This window comes from Streptomyces sp. RGM 3693 (assembly GCF_050471125.1).
GTDB lineage: Bacteria > Actinomycetota > Actinomycetes > Streptomycetales > Streptomycetaceae > Streptomyces.
Genome location: NZ_JBMPPQ010000004.1, coordinates 347,593 through 367,736, shown reverse-complemented (window position 1 = coordinate 367,736; position 20,144 = coordinate 347,593). Strand labels below are relative to the sequence as shown.

At 72.8% G+C, this 20,144-nt stretch carries 16 protein-coding genes; 10 read left to right on the top strand and 6 right to left on the bottom strand.

Features of this window, described 5'->3' with window-relative positions:
* The first annotated feature begins 6 nt into the window (after window positions 1–6).
* Window positions 7–4,617, top strand: coding sequence for a glutamate synthase large subunit (gltB, locus tag ACO0M4_RS37790; RefSeq protein WP_430375666.1), 4,611 nt, complete (start codon window positions 7–9; stop codon window positions 4,615–4,617).
* Entirely contained in the window at window positions 4,610–6,070 is a 1,461-nt protein-coding gene (locus tag ACO0M4_RS37785) for a glutamate synthase subunit beta (protein ID WP_430375665.1), read from the top strand. The genes gltB and ACO0M4_RS37785 overlap by 8 nt, the downstream gene beginning before the upstream one ends.
* A 146-nt stretch (window positions 6,071–6,216) precedes the next feature.
* Here ACO0M4_RS37785 and ACO0M4_RS37780 read toward each other — a convergent pair whose 3' ends face one another.
* Window positions 6,217–6,783, bottom strand: coding sequence for a hypothetical protein (locus tag ACO0M4_RS37780; RefSeq protein WP_430375664.1), 567 nt, complete (start codon window positions 6,781–6,783; stop codon window positions 6,217–6,219).
* A 67-nt stretch (window positions 6,784–6,850) separates the two neighbouring features.
* On the opposite strand from ACO0M4_RS37780, the gene ACO0M4_RS37775 reads away from it, so the two are divergent.
* Window positions 6,851–7,642, top strand: a complete 792-nt coding sequence (locus ACO0M4_RS37775) for an ArsR/SmtB family transcription factor (protein ID WP_430375663.1) — start codon at window positions 6,851–6,853, stop codon at window positions 7,640–7,642.
* On the opposite strand, the gene ACO0M4_RS37770 is transcribed toward ACO0M4_RS37775, so the two are convergent.
* Window positions 7,620–8,201 (bottom strand): MarR family winged helix-turn-helix transcriptional regulator, encoded by a 582-nt coding sequence (locus ACO0M4_RS37770; protein WP_430375662.1) that lies wholly within the window; start codon window positions 8,199–8,201, stop codon window positions 7,620–7,622. The genes ACO0M4_RS37775 and ACO0M4_RS37770 overlap by 23 nt on opposite strands.
* A 102-nt stretch (window positions 8,202–8,303) precedes the next feature.
* On the opposite strand from ACO0M4_RS37770, the gene ACO0M4_RS37765 reads away from it, so the two are divergent.
* On the top strand, window positions 8,304–9,026 hold the full coding sequence (locus ACO0M4_RS37765; protein ID WP_430375661.1) for an SDR family NAD(P)-dependent oxidoreductase: 723 nt from the start codon (window positions 8,304–8,306) through the stop codon (window positions 9,024–9,026).
* A 28-nt stretch (window positions 9,027–9,054) separates the two neighbouring features.
* Here the strand turns inward: ACO0M4_RS37765 and ACO0M4_RS37760 are convergent, their stop codons facing one another.
* On the bottom strand, window positions 9,055–9,531 hold the full coding sequence (locus ACO0M4_RS37760) for a PPOX class F420-dependent oxidoreductase (protein ID WP_430375660.1): 477 nt from the start codon (window positions 9,529–9,531) through the stop codon (window positions 9,055–9,057).
* Window positions 9,532–9,615: 84 nt separating this feature from the next.
* A complete protein-coding gene (locus ACO0M4_RS37755; RefSeq protein ID WP_430375659.1) occupies window positions 9,616–10,113 on the bottom strand; it encodes a hypothetical protein in 498 nt (165 codons plus the stop codon).
* Window positions 10,114–10,258: 145 nt separating this feature from the next.
* Between ACO0M4_RS37755 and ACO0M4_RS37750 the strand changes: the two genes are divergently transcribed.
* Window positions 10,259–10,996: an MBL fold metallo-hydrolase gene (locus ACO0M4_RS37750; protein WP_430375658.1), complete on the top strand. Its 738-nt coding sequence runs from the start codon at window positions 10,259–10,261 to the stop codon at window positions 10,994–10,996.
* 61 nt (window positions 10,997–11,057) lie between these two features.
* On the opposite strand, the gene ACO0M4_RS37745 is transcribed toward ACO0M4_RS37750, so the two are convergent.
* The gene (locus ACO0M4_RS37745) at window positions 11,058–12,104 is read right to left on the bottom strand and encodes a LacI family DNA-binding transcriptional regulator (RefSeq protein WP_430375657.1); all 1,047 of its coding nucleotides are present in this window, start codon (window positions 12,102–12,104) and stop codon (window positions 11,058–11,060) included.
* 184 nt (window positions 12,105–12,288) lie between these two features.
* Between ACO0M4_RS37745 and ACO0M4_RS37740 the strand changes: the two genes are divergently transcribed.
* Complete coding sequence (locus ACO0M4_RS37740) at window positions 12,289–12,984, top strand: alpha/beta fold hydrolase (RefSeq protein ID WP_430375656.1); 696 nt, start codon at window positions 12,289–12,291, stop codon at window positions 12,982–12,984.
* 28 nt (window positions 12,985–13,012) lie between these two features.
* On the opposite strand, the gene ACO0M4_RS37735 is transcribed toward ACO0M4_RS37740, so the two are convergent.
* Window positions 13,013–13,921, bottom strand: a complete 909-nt coding sequence (locus ACO0M4_RS37735) for a hypothetical protein (RefSeq protein ID WP_430375655.1) — start codon at window positions 13,919–13,921, stop codon at window positions 13,013–13,015.
* Between the two features lie 265 nt (window positions 13,922–14,186).
* On the opposite strand from ACO0M4_RS37735, the gene ACO0M4_RS37730 reads away from it, so the two are divergent.
* The 4 genes from ACO0M4_RS37730 (at window position 14,187) to ACO0M4_RS37715 (ending at window position 20,113) form a co-directional block, all read left to right on the top strand.
* Complete coding sequence (locus ACO0M4_RS37730) at window positions 14,187–14,996, top strand: S1 family peptidase (RefSeq protein ID WP_430375654.1); 810 nt, start codon at window positions 14,187–14,189, stop codon at window positions 14,994–14,996.
* Between the two features lie 113 nt (window positions 14,997–15,109).
* Window positions 15,110–15,772: a response regulator gene (locus tag ACO0M4_RS37725; protein WP_430375653.1), complete on the top strand. Its 663-nt coding sequence runs from the start codon at window positions 15,110–15,112 to the stop codon at window positions 15,770–15,772.
* 5 nt (window positions 15,773–15,777) lie between these two features.
* Complete coding sequence (locus tag ACO0M4_RS37720; RefSeq protein WP_430375652.1) at window positions 15,778–16,926, top strand: sensor histidine kinase; 1,149 nt, start codon at window positions 15,778–15,780, stop codon at window positions 16,924–16,926.
* A gap of 121 nt (window positions 16,927–17,047) precedes the next feature.
* Complete coding sequence (locus ACO0M4_RS37715; protein ID WP_430375651.1) at window positions 17,048–20,113, top strand: endo-alpha-N-acetylgalactosaminidase family protein; 3,066 nt, start codon at window positions 17,048–17,050, stop codon at window positions 20,111–20,113.
* The last annotated feature ends 31 nt before the right edge of the window (window positions 20,114–20,144 follow it).

Genomic DNA, 20,144 nt, shown 5'->3' with positions numbered 1-20,144 from the left:
GAGCCGATGCGCTTCGCGTCCACGCACTCCGCGACCACCAGCAGCGCCGCCGCCGCTTGGTCGCCTATGGACGGCCGCCCCGCCCAGCAGGGCATGTACGACCCGCGCAACGAGCACGACGCCTGCGGCGTCGGCTTCGTGGCCACGCTCACCGGCGAGGCCAGTCACGCCCTGGTCGAACAGGCGCTGACCGTGCTGACGAACCTGGAGCACCGCGGTGCCACCGGCTCCGAGCCCGACTCGGGCGACGGTGCGGGCATCCTGCTCCAGGTCCCGGACGCGTTCCTGCGCGAGAACGTCACCTTCGAGCTCCCCGAGGCCGGCTCCTACGCCGTCGGCATCGCCTTCCTGCCGTCCGACGCCCACGAAGCGGCCCAGGCCGTCTCGACGATCGAGACGATCGCCGGCGAGGAGGGCCTCACGGTCCTCGGCTGGCGGGTCGTCCCGGTCGCCCCGCAGCTCCTGGGCAACGGCGCCCGCGCCACCATGCCGGCCTTCTCCCAGCTGTTCGTCGCTGACCAGAAGAACACCGGGCTGGCGCTGGACCGCAAGGCGTTCGCGCTCCGCAAGCGCGCCGAGCGGGAGGCCGGGGTCTACTTCCCCTCGCTGTCCGCCCGCACCCTCGTCTACAAGGGCATGCTGACCACCGGCCAGCTGGAGCCCTTCTTCCCGGACCTGTCCGACCGCCGGTTCGCCACCGCCATCGCCCTGGTCCACTCGCGGTTCTCCACCAACACCTTCCCGAGCTGGCCGCTCGCGCACCCGTACCGCTTCGTCGCGCACAACGGCGAGATCAACACGGTCAAGGGCAACCGCAACTGGATGCGCGCCCGCGAGTCCCAGCTGGCCTCGCAGCTGCTCGGCGGCGAGGGGTTCGAGGACCTCGCGCGGCTCTTCCCGGTCTGCACCCCGGACGCCTCCGACTCCGCCTCCTTCGACGAGGTCCTGGAGCTGCTCCACCTCGGCGGGCGCTCGCTGCCGCACGCGGTGCTGATGATGGTCCCCGAGGCGTGGGAGAACGCCCCCGCCATGGACCCGGCCCGGCGGGCCTTCTACCAGTACCACTCCACGATGATGGAGCCCTGGGACGGCCCGGCCTGCGTCACCTTCACCGATGGTGTCCAGGTCGGCGCGGTCCTGGACCGCAACGGTCTGCGCCCGGGCCGCTACTGGGTCACCGACGACGGCCTGGTCGTGCTCTCCTCCGAGGTCGGCGTCCTGGACATCGACCCGTCCAAGGTCGTCCGCAAGGGCCGCCTCCAGCCCGGCCGGATGTTCCTCGTCGACACCGCCGAGCACCGCATCATCGAGGACGACGAGGTCAAGGCGCAGCTCGCCGCCGAGCACCCCTACCAGGAGTGGCTGGACGCCGGCCTGATCGACCTGGCCGACCTCCCCGAGCGCGAGCACATCGTGCACACCCACGCCTCGGTCACCCGCCGCCAGCAGACCTTCGGCTACACCGAGGAAGAGCTCCGGGTCATCCTCGCCCCGATGGCCAAGGCCGGCGCCGAGCCGATCGGCTCGATGGGCACCGACTCGCCGATCGCCGCGCTGTCCGAGCGCCCCCGGCTGCTCTTCGACTACTTCACCCAGCTGTTCGCGCAGGTCACCAACCCGCCGCTGGACGCCATCCGGGAGGAGCTGGTCACCTCCCTGATCTCGTCCCTCGGCCCCCAGGGCAACCTCCTCACGCCCACCGCGAGCTCCTGCCGCAGCGTGACCCTGCCGTTCCCGGTCATCGACAACGACGAACTGGCCAAGCTCGTCCACATCAACGCCGACGGCGACATGCCCGGCATGAAGGCCGTGACCCTCTCCGGTCTCTACCGGGTCTCCGGCGGCGGCGCGTCGCTGGCCGCCCGGATCGAGGAGATCTGCGCCGAGGCCGACGCCGCCATCGCCGACGGTGCCCGGCTGGTCGTGCTCTCCGACCGCCACTCGGACGCCGAGCACGCGCCGATCCCGTCGCTGCTGCTGACCGCCGCGGTCCACCACCACCTCATCGCCACCAAGACCCGCACCCAGGTCGGGCTGCTGGTCGAGGCCGGCGACGTCCGCGAGGTGCACCACGTCGCGCTGCTGATCGGCTTCGGCGCCGCCGCGGTCAACCCGTACCTGGCGATGGAGTCCGTCGAGGACCTGGTCCGGGCCGGCACCTTCCTGCCCGGCATGGAGACCGACACCGCCCTGAAGAACCTGATCAAGGCGCTCGGCAAGGGCGTCCTGAAGGTGATGTCCAAGATGGGCATCTCCACCGTCGCCTCCTACCGCGGCGCGCAGGTCTTCGAGGCGATCGGCCTGGACGAGGAATTCGTCGCGAAGTACTTCCACGGCACCACCACCAAGATCGGCGGCGCCGGTCTGGACGTCATCGCCCAGGAGGTCGCGGCCCGGCACGCCAAGGCGTACCCGGTCTCCGGCATCGCCGCCACCCACCGCGCCCTGGAGATCGGCGGCGAGTACCAGTGGCGCCGCGAGGGCGAACCGCACCTCTTCGACCCGGACACCGTCTTTCGGCTCCAGCACTCCACCCGTGCGCGCCGCTACGACATCTTCAAGCAGTACACCGAACGGGTGAATGAGCAGGCGGAGCGGCTGATGACGCTGCGCGGTCTGTTCTCCTTCGCCTCCGGCCGCCAGGCCATCTCCCTGGACGAGGTCGAGCCGGTTTCCGAGATCGTCAAGAGGTTCTCCACCGGCGCGATGTCCTACGGCTCGATCTCCCGCGAGGCCCACGAGACCCTCGCCATCGCCATGAACCAGCTCGGGGCCAAGTCCAACACCGGCGAGGGCGGTGAGGACCCGGACCGCCTGTACGACCCGGCGCGCCGCTCCAGCATCAAGCAGGTGGCGTCCGGCCGCTTCGGTGTGACCTCCGAGTACCTGGTCAACGCCGACGACATCCAGATCAAGATGGCCCAGGGCGCCAAGCCCGGCGAGGGCGGCCAGCTGCCCGGCCACAAGGTCTACCCGTGGGTCGCCAAGACCCGGCACTCCACCCCGGGCGTCGGCCTGATCTCGCCGCCGCCGCACCACGACATCTACTCCATCGAGGACCTCGCCCAGCTCATCCACGACCTGAAGAACGCCAACCCGGCCGCCCGCATCCACGTGAAGCTGGTCTCCGAGGTCGGCGTCGGCACGGTCGCCGCGGGCGTCTCCAAGGCGCACGCGGACGTGGTCCTGATCTCCGGCCACGACGGCGGTACGGGCGCCTCCCCGCTCACCTCCCTCAAGCACGCGGGCGGCCCCTGGGAGCTGGGTCTGGCCGAGACCCAGCAGACCCTGCTGCTCAACGGCCTGCGGGACCGGATTGTGGTGCAGACCGACGGTCAGCTCAAGACCGGCCGTGACGTGGTCATCGCCGCCCTGCTGGGCGCCGAGGAGTTCGGCTTCGCCACCGCCCCGCTGGTGGTCTCCGGCTGCGTGATGATGCGCGTCTGCCACCTGGACACCTGCCCGGTCGGCATCGCCACCCAGAACCCGGTGCTGCGCGAGCGGTTCAGCGGCAAGGCCGAGTTCGTCGTCAACTTCTTCGAGTTCATCGCCGAGGAGGTCCGCGAGCTCCTCGCCGAGCTGGGCTTCCGCACCCTGGACGAGGCCATCGGTCACGCCGAGGTCCTCAACGTCGCCCGGGCGGTGGACCACTGGAAGGCCCAGGGCCTGGACCTCGCCCCGCTGCTGCACGTCCCCGACCTGGCCGAGGGCGCGGTCCGTCACCAGGTCACCGTCCAGGACCACGGCCTGGCGAAGGCGCTGGACAACGAGCTGATCAGGCTTGCCGCCGACGCGCTGGCCGCGGACACCGCCGAGGCCGCCCAGCCGGTCCGCGCCCAGGTCGCGATCCGCAACATCAACCGGACCGTCGGCACCATGCTCGGCCACGAGGTCACCAAGAAGTTCGGCGGCGCGGGTCTGCCCGACGACACCATCGACCTCACCTTCACCGGCTCGGCCGGCCAGTCGTTCGGCGCGTTCCTGCCGCGCGGCATCACCCTCCGCCTGGAGGGCGACGCCAACGACTACGTCGGCAAGGGCCTGTCCGGCGGCCGGATCATCGTCCGCCCGGACCGCGGCGCCGACCACCTCGCCGAGTACTCCACCATCGCCGGCAACACCCTCGCCTACGGCGCCACCGGCGGCGAGTTGTTCCTGCGCGGCCGGGTCGGTGAGCGGTTCTGCGTCCGCAACTCCGGTGCCACGGTGGTCTCCGAGGGCGTCGGCGACCACGGCTGCGAGTACATGACCGGCGGCAACGCGGTGGTCCTGGGCCGGACCGGCCGTAACTTCGCGGCCGGCATGTCCGGCGGCTACGCCTACGTCATCGACCTGGACCCGGCCAACGTCAACAAGGAACTGGCCGACGCGGTCGCCCCGTTGGACGCGAACGACAAGCAGTGGCTGCACGACGTGGTGCGCCGCCACCAGGAGGAGACCGGCTCCACCGTGGCCGAGAAGCTCCTCGCTGATTGGGATGCCGCGGCCGCGCGCTTCAGCAAGGTCATCCCGCCCACGTACCAGGCAGTGCTCGCCGCCAAGGAAGCCGCCGAGCAGGCCGGGCTCTCCGAGTCCGAGACCGACGAGAAGATGATGGAGGCGGCGACCAATGGCTGACCCCAAGGGCTTCCTGACCCACGAGCGCGAGCACGCCAAGACCCGCCCCGTCGCGGAGCGCGTCAAGGACTGGAACGAGGTCTACCAGCCCGGCTCCCTGCTGCCGATCATCACCAAGCAGGCGTCGCGCTGCATGGACTGCGGCATCCCGTTCTGCCACAACGGCTGTCCGCTCGGAAACCTCATCCCCGAGTGGAACGACTACGCCTACCGCGAGGACTGGACCGCGGCCAGCGAGCGCCTGCACGCGACCAACAACTTCCCGGAGTTCACCGGTCGACTGTGCCCCGCGCCCTGCGAGGCGGCCTGTGTGCTGGGCATCAACCAGCAGCCGGTCTCCATCAAGAACGTCGAGGTCTCGATCATCGACCAGGCGTGGGACAACGGTGACGTCACCCCGCAGGCGCCCGAGCGGCTCTCCGGCAAGACGGTCGCCGTCATCGGCTCCGGCCCGGCCGGTCTGGCCGCCGCCCAGCAGCTGACCCGCGCCGGCCACACGGTGGCGGTGTACGAGCGCGCGGACCGCATCGGCGGCCTGCTCCGCTACGGCATCCCCGAGTTCAAGATGGAGAAGCGGCACATCAACCGCCGCATCGAGCAGATGCGCGCGGAGGGCACCAAGTTCCGCACGGAGGTGGAGATCGGCCGGGACATCGACGCCAAGAAGCTGCGCAAGCGCTACGACGCCGTGGTCATCGCCGCCGGCGCCACCACCTCCCGCGATCTGCCGGTGCCCGGCCGCGAGCTGAACGGCGTCCACTTCGCGATGGAGTACCTGCCGCTCGCCAACAAGGTCCAGGAGGGCGACCTGACCGTCGCCCCGATCACCGCCGAGGGCAAGCACGTGGTCGTCATCGGCGGCGGCGACACCGGCGCGGACTGCGTCGGCACCGCCCACCGCCAGGGCGCCCTCTCGGTGACCCAGCTGGAGATCATGCCCAAGCCGGGCGAGGAGCGGAACCCGGGCCAGCCCTGGCCGACCTTCCCGATGCTCTACAAGGTCACCTCCGCGCACGAGGAGGGCGGCGAGCGGGTCTACTCCGTCTCCACCACCCACTTCGAGGGCGACGAGGACGGCAACGTCCAGTGGCTGCACCTGATCGAGGTGGAGTTCAAGGACGGCAAGCTGGAGCAGAAGCCGGGCACCGAGCGGAAGATCCCGGCCCAGCTGGTCACCCTCGCGATGGGGTTCACCGGCACCGACCAGCAGAACGGCCTGGTCGAGCAGTTCGGGCTGGAGCTGGACGCGCGCGGCAACGTCGCCCGCGACGCGGACTTCGCCACCAACGTGCCCGGCGTCTACGTCGCCGGGGACGCCGGCCGCGGCCAGTCGCTGATCGTGTGGGCCATCGCCGAGGGCCGGTCCGCCGCCCGCGGTGTGGACCGCTTCCTCACCGGAGCCAGCGCCCTGCCGGCCCCGATCAAGCCGACGGACCGCGCCCTGACGGTGTGAACGTCCGCCCCCTGATGTCCCGTACAGCGTCGTACGGAGGCACGGGGACCGGGTGAGAGCCCGGCCCCCGTACAGCGGCGCCTGTCCCCTCCCCCGACCGGAGGGCAGGCGCCGCACTGTCTTTCCGGGCCCGCGGACCGGCCCTCCTAGCAGTCCCGCTGGGCGGGGAAGCGCCGTCCCAACTGCCGGGCGAGTTCCCGGGCGGGCGCGGGTACGGCCGGTGGCGGGGGAGCGGCCGGCGGTCGGAAGTCGTGCACCGGCGCGCGCCAGGCCGACGCGTCGAGGGTGCCGTCGCCCAGCGGTAGTACCCAGCGCGGGTCCGCGTGCACCCGCAGCACCTGCGCCTCGATCTGGGTCCAGGCGCCGTCGGTCATCGTCCGCTCGCCGACCCGACGGGCCTCCAACTGCACCGGGCAGTGCGTCAGTCGGGGCGGCCGGACCAGCTCGGAGGGCTCCGTCCACGGCACCTCCCCCTCGGGGCCGCCGCCCGTCCCTTCCTCTGCCGCTGTCCCCTGGGGCGGCAGGTTGAAGACAACGTCGGGACGCAGTGCGAGGTTCTGCGCGGTGCGCCCCCGGGCGGGCAGCCAGACGCTCACCACTGGGCCGAGGTCCCACCGGATCTGCAGCGTGACCAGCACGAACGTCCCGTCATCGTTCTCTGTGGACAGCAGCGCCGGCACGACCGAACTGTTCTTCTCCAGCGCGGATTTCATGCTCCTGAGGATAGAAGCCGGATGATTCGGTGCTCACCGAAGTGTTATATGTGATTACGCTCTGCACATGATTCGATGGGACGCCGATCACGAAAGCACTGCGGAGACTCCCGATCTGGCCGCCCTCGCGGCGCTGCTCGCGGACCGAACCCGCGCCGCCATCTGTATCGCCCTGCTCGACGGCGGCACCTGGACCGCCGGCGAACTGGCCGAGTACGCCGGGGTGGCGCCGTCCACCGCGACCGAGCACCTCAACCTCCTGGTCGCCGGCGGTCTGCTGGCCGAGGAGCGGCAGGGCCGACGGCGCTACATCAGACTGGCCGGACCGGACACCGCCGAGATCCTGGAGAACCTCGCCGGACTCGCCCCCTACCGCCAGGTGCGGATCCGTTCGCTGGCCGAGGCCAACCACCGCCGGGCCCTGCACCACGCCCGCACCTGTTACGACCACATCGCCGGGGCCCTGGGGGTGGCCATCGCCGAGGCGATGACCGAACGCGGCCTGCTGGTACGGGAGTACGGGCTGGAGCTGACCGCCGCCGGCGTCGGGTGGCTGGCCGACCTGGGCATCCCGGAGGCCGGTCACTCGCCGGCCCATCGGGCGCACGTGCGCACCTGCCTCGACTGGACCTCGCGCCGCCAGCACCTCTCCGGCGCGGTCGGGGCCGCCCTGTACCGGCACGCACTGGAGCACCGTTGGGTCATCAGGGCCCCGGCCAGTCGGATCCTTGCGGTCACCGAGGCCGGCCGGGTCGCCTTCCGGAGCCGGTTGGGGCTGCCCGACGAGGTGCTGACGCCCACTCCGGCGGCGCCGCCGCCGCGCGACCGGACGGAGGTCAGTCCTCGCCGACCTGGGTGATCCGGTCGTCGCCCAGGCGGTGCTGGACGTCCTGGAGGAGGGTCCGCAACAGTCCGGCCAGCTGCTCCTGCTGTTCGGGGGTGAGCGCGTCGATCAACTCGGCCTCCCGGCCCAGCACTTGGTCGACGGTGGACTCGACGAGGTCGTGGCCGGCCGGGGTCAGTTCGACCAGGACGGTGCGCGGGCGGCCCTCGCCGGGGCGGCGGGTGACCAGTCCGTCGCGTTCGGCGCGGGCCACCCGCTGGGAGATCGCCCCGGCGGTGATCATGGAGCGCCGGCTCAACTCGCGGGTGCTCAGGGTGTACGGCGGGCCGCTGCGGCGCAGCACGCTCAGCAGGTCGAGGGTGGCCGGGTCCATCCCGGCGCGGTTCAGCACCCGGCGCCGGTCGTCGCCCAGCAGTTTGGCCAGTCGCCAGATGGGCGTGACGATCCCGATGGAGGAGACCGGCGTGCCCGGGCGCTCGCGCCGCCAGGCGGCGGCGATCTCCTCCACGGGGTAGGCGGAGGGGCGGGCCGTCGGGTGGCCGTAGTCGTCCTGTGCCTCGGCGCCACTTGTCACCGGACCTCCTGGAAGTGTTATGTTCAGGTCTAAATTTAGCCCTGAATGAAGGGCGCTCGCGCTGTGTATTTAGACCTAAAAATTACGGACGGAGCTCAGCATATGGCACGCACCATCCTGATCACCGGCGGCGGTACCGGCATCGGCCGCGCCCTCGCCGAGCACTTCGCGGGCCACGGCGACCACGTCGTCATCACCGGCCGACGCCCCGGACCGCTCAAGGAGACCGCGGACGCCCTCGCCGGGGTGACCGGCCTGGTCTGCGACCACGCCGACCCCGCGGCGCTCCTCCGGCTCGCCGGTGAACTCCCCGCGCGCCTCGACGTCCTGGTCAACAACGCCGGTGGCCAAACCGACTTCGACGCCGACGGCGCCACCGACCTGGCCTCCTACGCCCGGGACTTCCGCGCCAACCTCGACGCCAACCTGCTCAGCGCCGCGCTGACCACCCGCGCCCTGGAGGACCGGCTGACGGCCGGCGCCGCGGTCGTCCATATCGGGTCCATCGCCGCCGACCAGGGCTCCGGCTCCTACGGGGCGGCCAAGGCCGGGCTCGCCTCCTGGAACGTCGAACTGGCCCGGGCCCTCGGCCCCCGCGGGATCACCGCCAACGTGGTCTCGCCCGGCTATATCGCCGGCACCGAGTTCTTCCGCGACAAGCTCCCCGACGAGCGCCGGGAGCACCTGATCGCGGCCACCGCCACCGGCCGCCCCGGCACCCTGGACGACATCGCTGGAGCCGTCGCCTTCCTGGCGTCACCGGCGGCCCGGCACATCACCGGCCAGGTGCTGAGCGTCAACGGCGGTGCCCACACCACCCGTTGACGCCCGGCCCGGGGCGGCTTCCGGCCCGTCAGGCGCCGTCGCCCGCCACCAGGCGGGCCGGGAAGCCGCCGGTCGCGATCGGGCCCCAGCGCCGCGGCGTCACCCGGATCAGGGACTTGCCCTGCTTGCGCATCGCGGCGCGGTACTCGTCCCAGTCCGGGTGCTCACCGGCGATGCTGCGGTAGTACTCGACCAGCGGCTCGATGGAGTCCGGGGCGTCGATCACCTCGGCCTCGCCGTCGACCTGCACCCACGGGCCGGTCCACTCGTCGGACAGCACGAGCACGCTGACCGACGAAACCCGGCGGACGTTGCGGACCTTGGCCCGCTCCGGGTACGTCGACATCACCAGCCGACCGGAGTCGTCCACCCCGCAAGTCAGCGGCGAACCCTGCGGGGTGCCGTCGGAACGGCGGGTGAGCAGGATCGCGTGGTGTCGGGGACGGACGAACTCCAGCAGCTCGGACAGGTCGACACGGGTGGTGGTGGCGATGGAAGGGCTCATGGATGCGAGCCTAGGGCGTGCGGCGCACTCGAAGGGGAACCCGCGGCCGTCCGCCGCCCGGGTCGCGGCCCACCGGCACCGCGCTCAGCCCTTCACCAACTGCTTGCCGGTGGCCGCGTCCACCACCTTCCGGCCCGCCAGCGGCCCGCCCAGTCGCACCTTCGTCCTGTCGGTGGCCAACTGCTCGGTGCACATCCCCTTGGGGTTCTTCTTCTTGCCCCACCCGGACACCACGACCAGCTCCTTGGACTCCAGGACGCGGGCGCCGTAGCCGGCGTCGCAGGCGCTGTGGCCGACGGTCACGGTGAGCTCCCGGACGTCCTGGCTCCTGGGGTGGTCGGCGCCGGCCAACGGCAGCAACGCCTCCTGCCGGCCGGGGACGGGGGCGACCTTCGGCCAGTCCCGCACTATCTGCGCGGCCCGCTGGTCGAAGGCGTCCTTGGCCCGCGGCGGCGGTGCGGCGCCCACCGTCTGGGTGTTCTTGCCGCAGCCGGAGAGCGCCACGGCGCCGGCCGCGGCGAGGCAGGCGACCAGGGCTGTCACACGGGTGCGCGGGCGGGTGCGGTAGGTGGGGTGCTGCATGACGTGCCTCCTCGGGTCGGTCGCGGATGGGACGTGTCAGGGGCACGACGGGTTCCGTACCGGATGCGCCCGTTTCGCCGTCCGCTGAATCCGCCCACAGCGCGACGCACCGCTCCGAAGATCGCCCACGGCTAGCGTCCCGCTCATGGACACACTCCTCCAGATCACCCCGCACGTCTGGCAGCTCCCGTTCCCCGTCGGCCACGTGTACCTCGTCGCGCTGCCCGACGACGGCTACGCCGCGGTCGACACCGGCCTCCCCGGCTCGGCCCCCGCGATCCTCGACGCGGTGGCCCAACTCGGCGGCCGCCCCGAGGCGCTGCGGCAGATCGTGCTCACCCACTGCCACGTGGACCACATGGGCTCCGCCGCCGACCTCGTGGCCGCCACCGGCGCCCGGGTCCTGGCCGGCGCGCCGGACGTCCCGTACATCGACGGCACCCGCCCCGAACCCCGGCCCGACCTCAGTGCCCCCGCCGAACGGGCCCTGCACGAGCGCGTGATGGCCGGTATCACCACCGACGGGCCCCCGCCGCTGCGTCACACCGAGGTCGACCTCGCCCTCCACGACGGCGACGTCCTCGACGGCTGGCTGGAGCCCGTCCGGGTGCTGCACGTTCCCGGCCACACCCCGGGCGCCATCGCCCTGCACCTCCCGGAGAGCCGGCTGCTCTTCCCCGGCGACGCCATCGCCACCGACCCCGCCGGCGTCCGGGCTCTCCTCGGCCCGTTCAACGTCGACCGGGCGAGGGCCCTCGCCTCCTTCCGGCGGCTGGCCGCCCTGGACGACGTCGACACGGTCTGCGTACCGCACGGCGTGCCGATCCGCTCCGACGCCCGCGCGGTACTGGCGGCGGCCACTCCGGAGACGGACTGGTCGTGAGGGCCGGGCGGTTGCGGCGGTCGGGCCACCGCGCCTTCGTCCGGGCGGATGTGACGGAGCGTCAGCCAGAGTCGCGGGCCACGACGCGAAAGGTCCCCAGCCGGTGGGTGGTCGGTGCGGCCGACGGGTCCCGGATCAGGGCGTCGACCAGGTGGGCGATCCGGTCCGGGGCGATGACCTCGGTGCGGACGCTGGTCAGCCGGGGACGCAGCAGCCGGGCCAGCAGCAGGTCGTCCGCGCCGACCACCGCGATCTGCCCCGGGCCGGCGCCGACGGTGTGGCCGGCGTCCTGGAGGGCGCGGATCAGCAGCATCGCGTACTCGTCGTTGTAGGCGAACACCGCGTCGAGACCGAGCGCCGGCCACTGCGCGACGAGTCGGGCCGCGGACTCCTCGGTGAGCGCCAGGTCCAGGGGGCGGACCGCGGCGTCGGGGTGGGCGGCGGCCGCGTCCCGCACGCCGGCCAACCGCCGCTCGGCGAAGAGGGCCAGCCCCTCCTCGGCGGGGCGCACCACCCCGATCCGGCGGCGGCCCGCGGCCAGCAGGTGCGCACCGGCCCGGCGACCGGCCTCGGACTGGTCCAGCAGGAGGGTTTGGGCGCCGGGTGGTGCCTGCGGGCCGGAGGTGAGTACGGCCGCGGTGCCGGAGCGCTTGAGCAGGGCGACGGCGGGGGCGTCCAGCGGCGGCCCGTGCAGGGCCAGTACGGCGGCGGGGCGTAGTTCGGCCCAGGCGCGGGCGGTGGCCAGGGGGGAGTCGGCGGGTGCGCCGTGCAGCACGCCGGTGTAGCCGAGGCGGTGCAGCGCGGTCTGGAACCCGGCCAGGAAGCCGGTGAACAGCGGGCCGAAAGTCAGCGCGGAGTCCGCCGGCGCGGCCAGCAGCACGATCCGGCCCCGCCCGGCCCGCAGACTGCGCGCCGCCGCGTGCGGGACGTACCCCAACTCCTCGGCGGCGGCCCGCACCCGGGCCTGGGCGCGCACTCCGACGCGCCCGGCGGCCTGCCCGTTGAGCACGTACGAGACGGTCGCGCGCGACACTCCGGCGCGGCGGGCAACGGCCGCGCTGGTCGGCGGGGTTGGGGTGCCGCCGGGGCCGGTGGGATCGTCGGTCATATTGGTGGGCATCCTCGCACAGGGGTGCTGGCCGGCGGCGGATTGCACCGCTTACGCTCCCCTGACAACTTACACGTGTAACTTCAGCGTGCGGCCGTGCCGGACGACCTCTGGGGGCGGGGCGCGGCACACTCGGCGCCCGGGCGCGGGCGGGAGACGAGCGACGAGCGGGACAGGAGCACGGATGCAGCTGCACACCCATGAGTGGGGCGCCGGCGACCGGATCGCGGTGCTGATCCACGGGATCATGTCCGACCACCGCACCTGGCGCCGGGTCGGCCCGGCCCTCGCGGAGCGGGGCTACCGCGTCATCGGTGTCGACCTGCGCGGCCACGGCCGCAGTCCGCGCGGCGACTACGGCCCCGAACTCTTCGCCGAGGACCTCGTGGACACCCTGCCGGTCGGCGTCGAGGTCATCCTCGGGCACTCGTTGGGCGGGCTGGCGCTGTCCCTGGCCGTCGAGCGGCTGCGGCCGCGGCGCGCGGTCTACAGCGACCCGGCGTGGTCGCTGGCGGGGGTGGGGCAGGCCGTCGACCCGGCGGTCTTCGTGACGTTCAAGAACGCCAACGCGTCCCGGGTGCGGGCCTTCAACCCGCGCTGGGACGACGCCGACGTCGAGGTCGAGCTGGCCACGATCGCGGACTGGGACACCGGGACGGCGCTGGCCCTGTCCGGCGGTCACCTCCAGGACCGGACGCCGGAGCAGCCGGCGGTGCCGTCGCTGGTGCAGATCGCGGGGGAGGGGTTCCTCTTCACGAAGGAGGCGGCGAAGGAGCTGGCCCGCCGCGGCTTCGAGGTCCGGACGGTGCCGGGCGCCGGCCACACCATCCACCGGGACGACTTCGAGGGGTTCCTGGCCGGGCTGGAGGGTTGGATCTGATCCCACCGGCCGACTGGTCGACGGTGCCTCAGGTGTCGCAGTCCAGCAGGGTCTTGCACAGGCCGCAGCGGGCCTGGAGGTGGCCGCGGACCGGGACGCGGATCCGCTGGCAGCAGGTCGGGCAGGGGAAGGACACCCGCAGCGGCGCCCCGCTCCCGGGGGCGGATTCGAAGGCGTAGCCGGTGCCGGTGCCGGGTGGGGCGGTGCGGCGCGCGCCCTGGGCCGCCCGGCGGTCCTTGGCGTAGCGGAGTCGGGCGGCCCAGGGCGCGCCGGCCAGCGGCGGCCGGTGGGCGTCCTGGCGGGCCCGCGCCCGCCCGGCGGTGTACGCGTCGTACGCCTGCGGGCTGGTGAACCACGGTGCGGGGTCCTCGCCGAAGAAGTCGGCGCGCTTGGCCAGGACGTAGCCGAACTCCTCGGGGGTGAGGTAGCCCAACTTCTGTGAGAACGGGCCGTGTTCGCGGTAGGCGTCCAGTAGTAGCCAGCCGGCGCCGAGGTAGCTGGCGGCGGTGTCGGTGAGGATCTCGTTGTCACGGGTGCCGGGGAAGGACAGGTCCAGCCGGTGCAGCCAGACGTGGGTCACCTCGTGGGCGAGGGCGGCGCCGATGTCCTTGCGGTGGCGTCGGAAGCGGTCGTTGAGCTCGACGAAGTACTCCGGGCCCGCGGTCAGTTCGACGGTCGCGGCGTGCTCCATCTCGCGGAAGGTGATCACGATCCGGGCGTCCGGCAGGTGCAGCTGACGGACCATGGCGCGGGCGATCCGCTGGGCGCCCAGGTGGAGGTCCTCGGAGTCGTCGAAGGCGACGTCCACCGGAAGGACGCTGGTGGGGAAGGTGCTCACGGTGTCGTGGGAGAGGCGCCGGAAGAGCGCGGTGAGGGCCGCGCGGACCGTGTCGAGGTGGGGGAAGCCGTGTGCGATCGCGCTGCCGCCGGTGGTCATCCGGACACTGTACGACCGGCGCGGCCGGCGGCGGTACCGGGGCGTACGGGGCGTATGGGGTAAGGGAGTTGGCCGGATGTTGACCCTTGTCACTCTGATCCCGCACTCCACATAATCACAGGGCGCTTTACGGGTTCATTGCCCAGATGCCCGGATGCTTTGCGGTGTGCTGCCGTCGGTCACGCGGTTTTTACGGCGGCCATGCCCGGCGCTGGGGTTGGCATGGGCCTGTCATGACGCTCGACCCCCCACGAAAGGAAGCCCCGTGCGCAACTCCCTGAAGCACCTCAAGAGAACCACCGCCGCCGGCGCGATCCTGCTGGCCGCCGCCAGCCTCCAGCCGGCCGCCGCCCACGCCGCCCCCGCCCCCACCCCCAGCGGCTCCGTGCACACCCACGTCGTCGGCGGCACCCGCGCCGACCAGGGCGAATTCCCCTTCATGGTCCGGCTGTCGATGGGCTGCGGCGGCGCCCTCTACGCCAAGGACATCGTGCTCACCGCCGCGCACTGCGTCGACGGCAGCGGCCCCAACACGTCCATCACCGCCACCGCCGGCGTCGTCGACCTCGAAGACGCGGCGGCCGTCAAGGTCAACTCCACCCAGGTCCTCCAGGCCCCCGGCTACAACGGCAAGGGCAAGGACTGGGCCCTCATCAAGCTCGCCAAGCCCCTCGACCAACCCACCCTGAAGATCGCCGAGAAGGACACCTACAACAACGGCGACTTCACCATCGCCGGCTGGGGCGCCGACAAGGAAGGCGGCGACCAGCAGCGCTACCTCCTCAAGGCCAGCGTCCCGTTCGTCGACGACGCCACCTGCCAGAAGGCGTACGGCGACTCCCTCACGCCCGGCGACGAGATATGCGCCGGCAAGCTCGACACCGGCGGTGTCGACACCTGCCAGGGCGACTCCGGCGGCCCGATGTTCCGCAAGGACGACGCCGGCCAGTGGATCCAGGTCGGCATCGTCTCCTGGGGCGAGGGCTGCGCCCGGCCCGGCAAGCCCGGTGTCTACAGCGAGGTGAGCACCTTCGCGGCCGACATCAAGAAGGCCGCCACCGAGCTCGGCGGCTGACCCGCGCGCACCGCCGACGGCCGGGGGCCGGGGCATCCGCCCCGGGCCCCGGCCGGTACCGCCATCCGCCACCGTCGCTTGCGGGCCCCGTCCGCCCCGGGTCCGATGGAGCCATGCCGATCAGCGTGGTCATCGCCGACGACCAGGAGATGGTCCGGACGGGCTTCCGGATGATCCTGGAGAGCCAGCCCGACATCGAGGTCCTCGACGACGTCACCGACGGCGCCGCCGCCCTGGAGGCCGTCGAGCGGCTCCAGCCCGACGTGTTGCTGCTCGACATCCGGATGCCCGAGCTGGACGGCCTGGAGGTCACCCGCCGGCTCGCCGAACGCGCCGCCACCCACCCCGAGTACCACGACCGCCCCAGGATCGTCATCGTCACCACCTTCGACCTGGACGAGTACGTGCACGCCGCGCTGCACGGCGGCGCCTGCGGTTTCCTCCTCAAGGACGCCAGCCCCGCCCTGCTCGTCGAGGGCGTCCGCGCCGCGGCCGCCGGCGACGCCCTGGTCTCACCCGCCATCACCCTGCGGCTGCTGCGCGCCCTGGCCCCCACCACCGCCCGCACGCCCTCCGAACCGCTCACCGAACGCGAAGAACAGGTCGTCCGCGCCCTGGCCACCGGCCGCACCAACGCCGAGATCGCCGACGAACTCTTCGTCTCGCTCTCCACGGTCAAAACGCACCTCGCCAACGTGCAGGCCAAACTCGCCGCCCGCAACCGCGTCGAGATCGCCGCCTGGGCCTGGGAGACCGGGTTGGCCGCCGGCGGATGAGCCCGATGACCGGATGGGCCCGCGCCCACCCCCGCGAGGCCGCCGCCGTCAAGACCGCCCTGGCCGGGGTCCTGCTCTTCCTCGTCGGCGTCGAGTCGGTCGTCCTGACCCAACAGCCCACCCGCCCGCACGACATCGTCGTCGCCGCGGCCGTCGTGGTCTGCCTGTGCGCCGTCCCGTACCGCCGGATCCCGCTCACCACCCGAGCCCGGATCGCCGTCACCGTCTCCCTCGCCGCCTCCGCCGTCCTGATCGCCGGCCAGTACGCCCTACGGGTCTGGGGCCTGGGCGAGGGCATCGCCCTGCTCGTCCTGCTCACCGCCGTGGTGCGCCGGGCCCCCGGCCGCACCGCCGCCGTCCTCGGCCCGCTGCTCGGCCTGTCCTGCGTCCTGGCGCCCATGCGGGACATCCGGATGGGCGTCTTCACCGTCGTCTACGGCGTCCTCACCGTCGTCGTCACCGCCTACTCGCTGATCCTGCGCTGGCAGGACACCGGGCGGCTGCGCGACCTGGCCGCCGTACGGGACGCCGAACGCCTCGAACTGGCCAGGGAACTCCACGACCTCGTCGCCCACCACGTCACCGGCATCGTCGTCCAGGCCCGCGCCGCCCGCTTCACCGCCCTCGACGGGCCCCGGGCCGGCGCCGCCTTCGCCCGGATCGAGACCGCCGGCGGCGAGGCGCTCGGCGCCATGCGCCGCCTGGTGCGGGTGCTGCGCGAGGGCGAGGCCCGCACCACCCCGGTCGCCGGACTCGCCGAAGTCCGCACCCTGGCCGAGGCGTTCGCCCACACCGGCCCGCCCGTCACCCTGGACCTCGAACCGGGCCTGGACCACGCGCTGCCCCCCGAAGTGGCCGCCGCCGTCCACCGCATCGTCCGCGAGGCCCTCACCAACGTCCGCAAGCACGCCGCCGACGCCACCGCCGTCCGCATCACCGCGCGCACCGTCCCCCGCGGCACCGAACTGCGCATCGCCAACGACGGCGGAGTCCCCGCCCGGCTCTCCGAACAGGCCCGCGGCGGAGGCTTCGGCCTGGCCGGCCTCACCGAACGCGCCGAGGCACTGAGCGGCACCCTCACCGCCGGCCCCGCACCCGAAGGCGGCTGGGAAGTCACCGCCGTCCTCCCCGCGACCGGCCCGGACGGCGACTGACCCGCGACCCCGCCGCCCCACATCTGTCCAACAGCTCCCGCCGCTTAGTCCATGGGCCTGCGCCCCGCCCGCCCCGCACGCTGTCCGCCGACAGGCCGCACCGCCATCGAGGAGGACGCGCGTGACCGCACAGCCAGGGCCCAGCCGCAGACAGCTCGTCGCCGCCACCGCACTCGCCGGCGTCGCCACCGCCCTCCCACTCGGCACCCGCACCGCGGCCGCCGCACCCCGCACCGGAGAAACGGTCCTGCGCTCCGCCGCGCTGGACGTCCGCACCGACCCCGCCTTCCCCCGCATCCTCAGCTACACCGACCGCACCACCGGCGCCGTCCTGTACGGCCAGGAAACCCCCGTCACCCAGGTCCTCATCGACGGCACCCCGCACACCCCCCGCGTCACCCACCAGGCCCGCGCCGACCGCGCCACCTACACCCTCACCTTCGACGGCGGCACCACCCTCACCGCCGAGATCACCGTCAAGGAATGGCAGGTCACCTGGCGGCTCACCGCCGTCCACGACACCCCCGCGCTGCGCGTCGGCACCCTCCAGATACCCGACCTCGCCCTGCTCAGCGTCCGCAGCGACCAACCCGGCGCCCACCTCCTCGCCGCCCGCCTCCAACTCGACAAGGCCACCAGCGGCGACACCCTGATCGAGGTCACCGGGAGCACCCCCGCCGAAGCCGCTCCCACCGGCTGCGCCTACGCCGTCGTCGCCACCGACCAGCTCGCCGCCGCCATCGAGACCAACACCGTCTACGACACCCCCACCGGCGCCACCACTTGGGAGAACGGCCGCCTCTGGCGCCAAACCCTGCACGGCGACGGCTACACCAAGGCCCAACTCACCCCCGGCCAGTGGACCCACCGCGCCGCCGGCCAACCCACCGACGCCACCGAACCCCTCCCGTACGCCACCGTCATCCTCACCCGCGACCGCAACGGCGACGGCCGCACCGACTGGCAGGACGCCGCCATCGCGCTGCGCGACATCATGGTGAGCCCGCTTGGCGCCGACGAACAGCACCTCCGGGTCGTCCCGCACATCCCCTTCAACTTCGCCAGCCAGGCCACCAACCCGTTCCTCGCCACCCTCGACAACGTCAAGCGGATCGCCCTGGCCACCGACGGCCTGCGGCAGTTCACCCTCCTCAAGGGCTACCAGTCCGAAGGCCACGACTCCGCCCACCCCGACTACGGCGGCAACTACAACCAGCGCGCCGGCGGCCTGGCCGACCTCAACACCCTGCTCCGCGCCGGAAAGAAGTGGCACAGCGACTTCGCCGTCCACGTCAACGCCACCGAGTCGTACCCCGTCGCGCACGCCTTCTCCGAGACGCTCGTCAACAGAGACGACAAGCAATGGGACTGGCTCGACCAGTCCTACCGCATCGACGCCCGCCGCGACCTGGTCTCGGGCGACATCGCCGCCCGCTTCGCCCAGCTCCGCTCGGAGACCGACCCCGCCCTGAACACCGTCTACCTCGACGTCTTCCGCGAGTCCGGTTGGAACTCCGACCGCCTCCAACGCCACCTGCGCGACCAGGGCTGGCAGGTCGCCACCGAATGGGGCCACGGCCTGGAACGCTCCGCCCTCTGGTCACACTGGGCCAACGAGACCGACTACGGCCCCGACACCTCCCGCGGCCTCAACTCCCGGCTCATCCGCTTCCTCCGCAACCACCAGAAGGACGTCTTCGCCGACAAGTGGCCCACCCTGCTCGGCGCACCCCGCATGGGCAACTTCGAGGGCTGGACCGGCAAGAACGACTGGCCCGCCTTCCACCGCATCGTCTGGAACGACGCCCTGCCCGCCAAATACCTCCAGGCGTACCCCATCCGCGCCTGGACCGACCACGAGATCACCTTCGAAGGCCCCACCGGCACCGTCGTCACCGACGCCGACGGCGTCCGGAAGATCACCAGCGACGGCCGCCTCGTCTACGACGGCGGCAGCTACCTGCTGCCCTGGGAACCCCGCCGCGCCACCGATCCCGCCAAGCTCTACCACTACAACCCCCGTGGCGGAAAGAGCAGTTGGCAGCTCCCGCGCGGCTGGTCGGGCGCGTCCGCGGTCCACGTCTACCGGCTCACCGACCAGGGCCGCACCGACGAAACCCGGACCCCCGTCACCGCCGGTCGGATCACCCTCACCGCCCGCCCCGGCACCGCCTACGTCGTCTACCGCACCAAGGCCCCCGCCCAGCCCGACCCGCACTGGGGCGAGGGCACCCCCCTGGCCGACCCCGGCTTCCACGCCGGCCACCTCGCCGCCTGGCAGACCACCGGCCCCACCACCGTCCAGCTGAGCGACCGCGGCGACTACGAACTCGTCATCGGACCCGGCGCCGCCACCGTCGCCCAGCGCCTGGCCCGCCTCGCCCCCGGCGACTACACCGCCTCCGTCCAGGTCGAGGTCGGCGCCACCGCGGGGGAGCGGCGCCGCGCCGGCCTGACGATCCGCACCGCCGACGGCGTCACCGCCACCAACTGGACCGAGACCTCCACCGCCGGCAATTACGTCGCCGCCGACCGCAAGACCGGCACCCGCTTCCAGCGCATGTCCACCCCCTTCACCGTCCCCGACGGCGGCGGCCCCGCCACCCTCACCCTCACCGCCGCCCCCGGCCAGGCCCGGATCCGCTTCGACAACGTCCGCATCGCCCCCGCCCCCCGCACCACCCGGCCGGGCACCCTCCTCTTCGAGGACTTCGAGCACGTCCCGCAGGGCTGGGGCCCCTTCGTCAAGGGCGACGCCGGCGGCTCCACCGACCCCCGCACCCACGTCGCCCAACGCCACGCGCCCTACACCCAGCGCGGCTGGAACGGCAAGGCGATCGACGACGTCATCGACGGCAGCCAGTCCCTCAAGTCCCGCGGCGAGAACACCGGCCTGGTCTACCGCACCGTCCCGCACACCGCCCGCTTCACCCCCGGCCGCCGCTACCGCGTCACCTTCCGCTACGAGAACGAGAAGGCCGACCAGTACGCCTGGATCACCGCCGTCGACGACCCCGCACCCCGCGAACTCACCCGCCGACCGCTGCCCGCCGCCACCCAACCCACCACCCTCACCTACGAGTTCACCGCACCCGACCGCGGCGAAGCCTGGGTCGGCCTGCGCAAGACCGGCACCGACGACACCGCCGAATTCACCCTCGACGCCTTCGAGGTCAGGGAGGTGTGAGGACCCGGCGGGCCGGGCGCCGCCCCCCCCG

Coding starts and splice junctions, on each gene's coding strand:
- gltB (WP_430375666.1), top strand. CDS start 7: ATGCGCTTCGCGTCCACGCACTCCGCGACCACCAGCAGCGCCGCCGCC.
- ACO0M4_RS37785 (WP_430375665.1), top strand. CDS start 4,610: ATGGCTGACCCCAAGGGCTTCCTGACCCACGAGCGCGAGCACGCCAAG.
- ACO0M4_RS37780 (WP_430375664.1), bottom strand. CDS start 6,783: ATGAAATCCGCGCTGGAGAAGAACAGTTCGGTCGTGCCGGCGCTGCTG.
- ACO0M4_RS37775 (WP_430375663.1), top strand. CDS start 6,851: ATGATTCGATGGGACGCCGATCACGAAAGCACTGCGGAGACTCCCGAT.
- ACO0M4_RS37765 (WP_430375661.1), top strand. CDS start 8,304: ATGGCACGCACCATCCTGATCACCGGCGGCGGTACCGGCATCGGCCGC.
- ACO0M4_RS37760 (WP_430375660.1), bottom strand. CDS start 9,531: ATGAGCCCTTCCATCGCCACCACCACCCGTGTCGACCTGTCCGAGCTG.
- ACO0M4_RS37755 (WP_430375659.1), bottom strand. CDS start 10,113: ATGCAGCACCCCACCTACCGCACCCGCCCGCGCACCCGTGTGACAGCC.
- ACO0M4_RS37750 (WP_430375658.1), top strand. CDS start 10,259: ATGGACACACTCCTCCAGATCACCCCGCACGTCTGGCAGCTCCCGTTC.
- ACO0M4_RS37745 (WP_430375657.1), bottom strand. CDS start 12,104: ATGACCGACGATCCCACCGGCCCCGGCGGCACCCCAACCCCGCCGACC.
- ACO0M4_RS37740 (WP_430375656.1), top strand. CDS start 12,289: ATGCAGCTGCACACCCATGAGTGGGGCGCCGGCGACCGGATCGCGGTG.
- ACO0M4_RS37735 (WP_430375655.1), bottom strand. CDS start 13,921: ATGACCACCGGCGGCAGCGCGATCGCACACGGCTTCCCCCACCTCGAC.
- ACO0M4_RS37725 (WP_430375653.1), top strand. CDS start 15,110: ATGCCGATCAGCGTGGTCATCGCCGACGACCAGGAGATGGTCCGGACG.
- ACO0M4_RS37720 (WP_430375652.1), top strand. CDS start 15,778: ATGACCGGATGGGCCCGCGCCCACCCCCGCGAGGCCGCCGCCGTCAAG.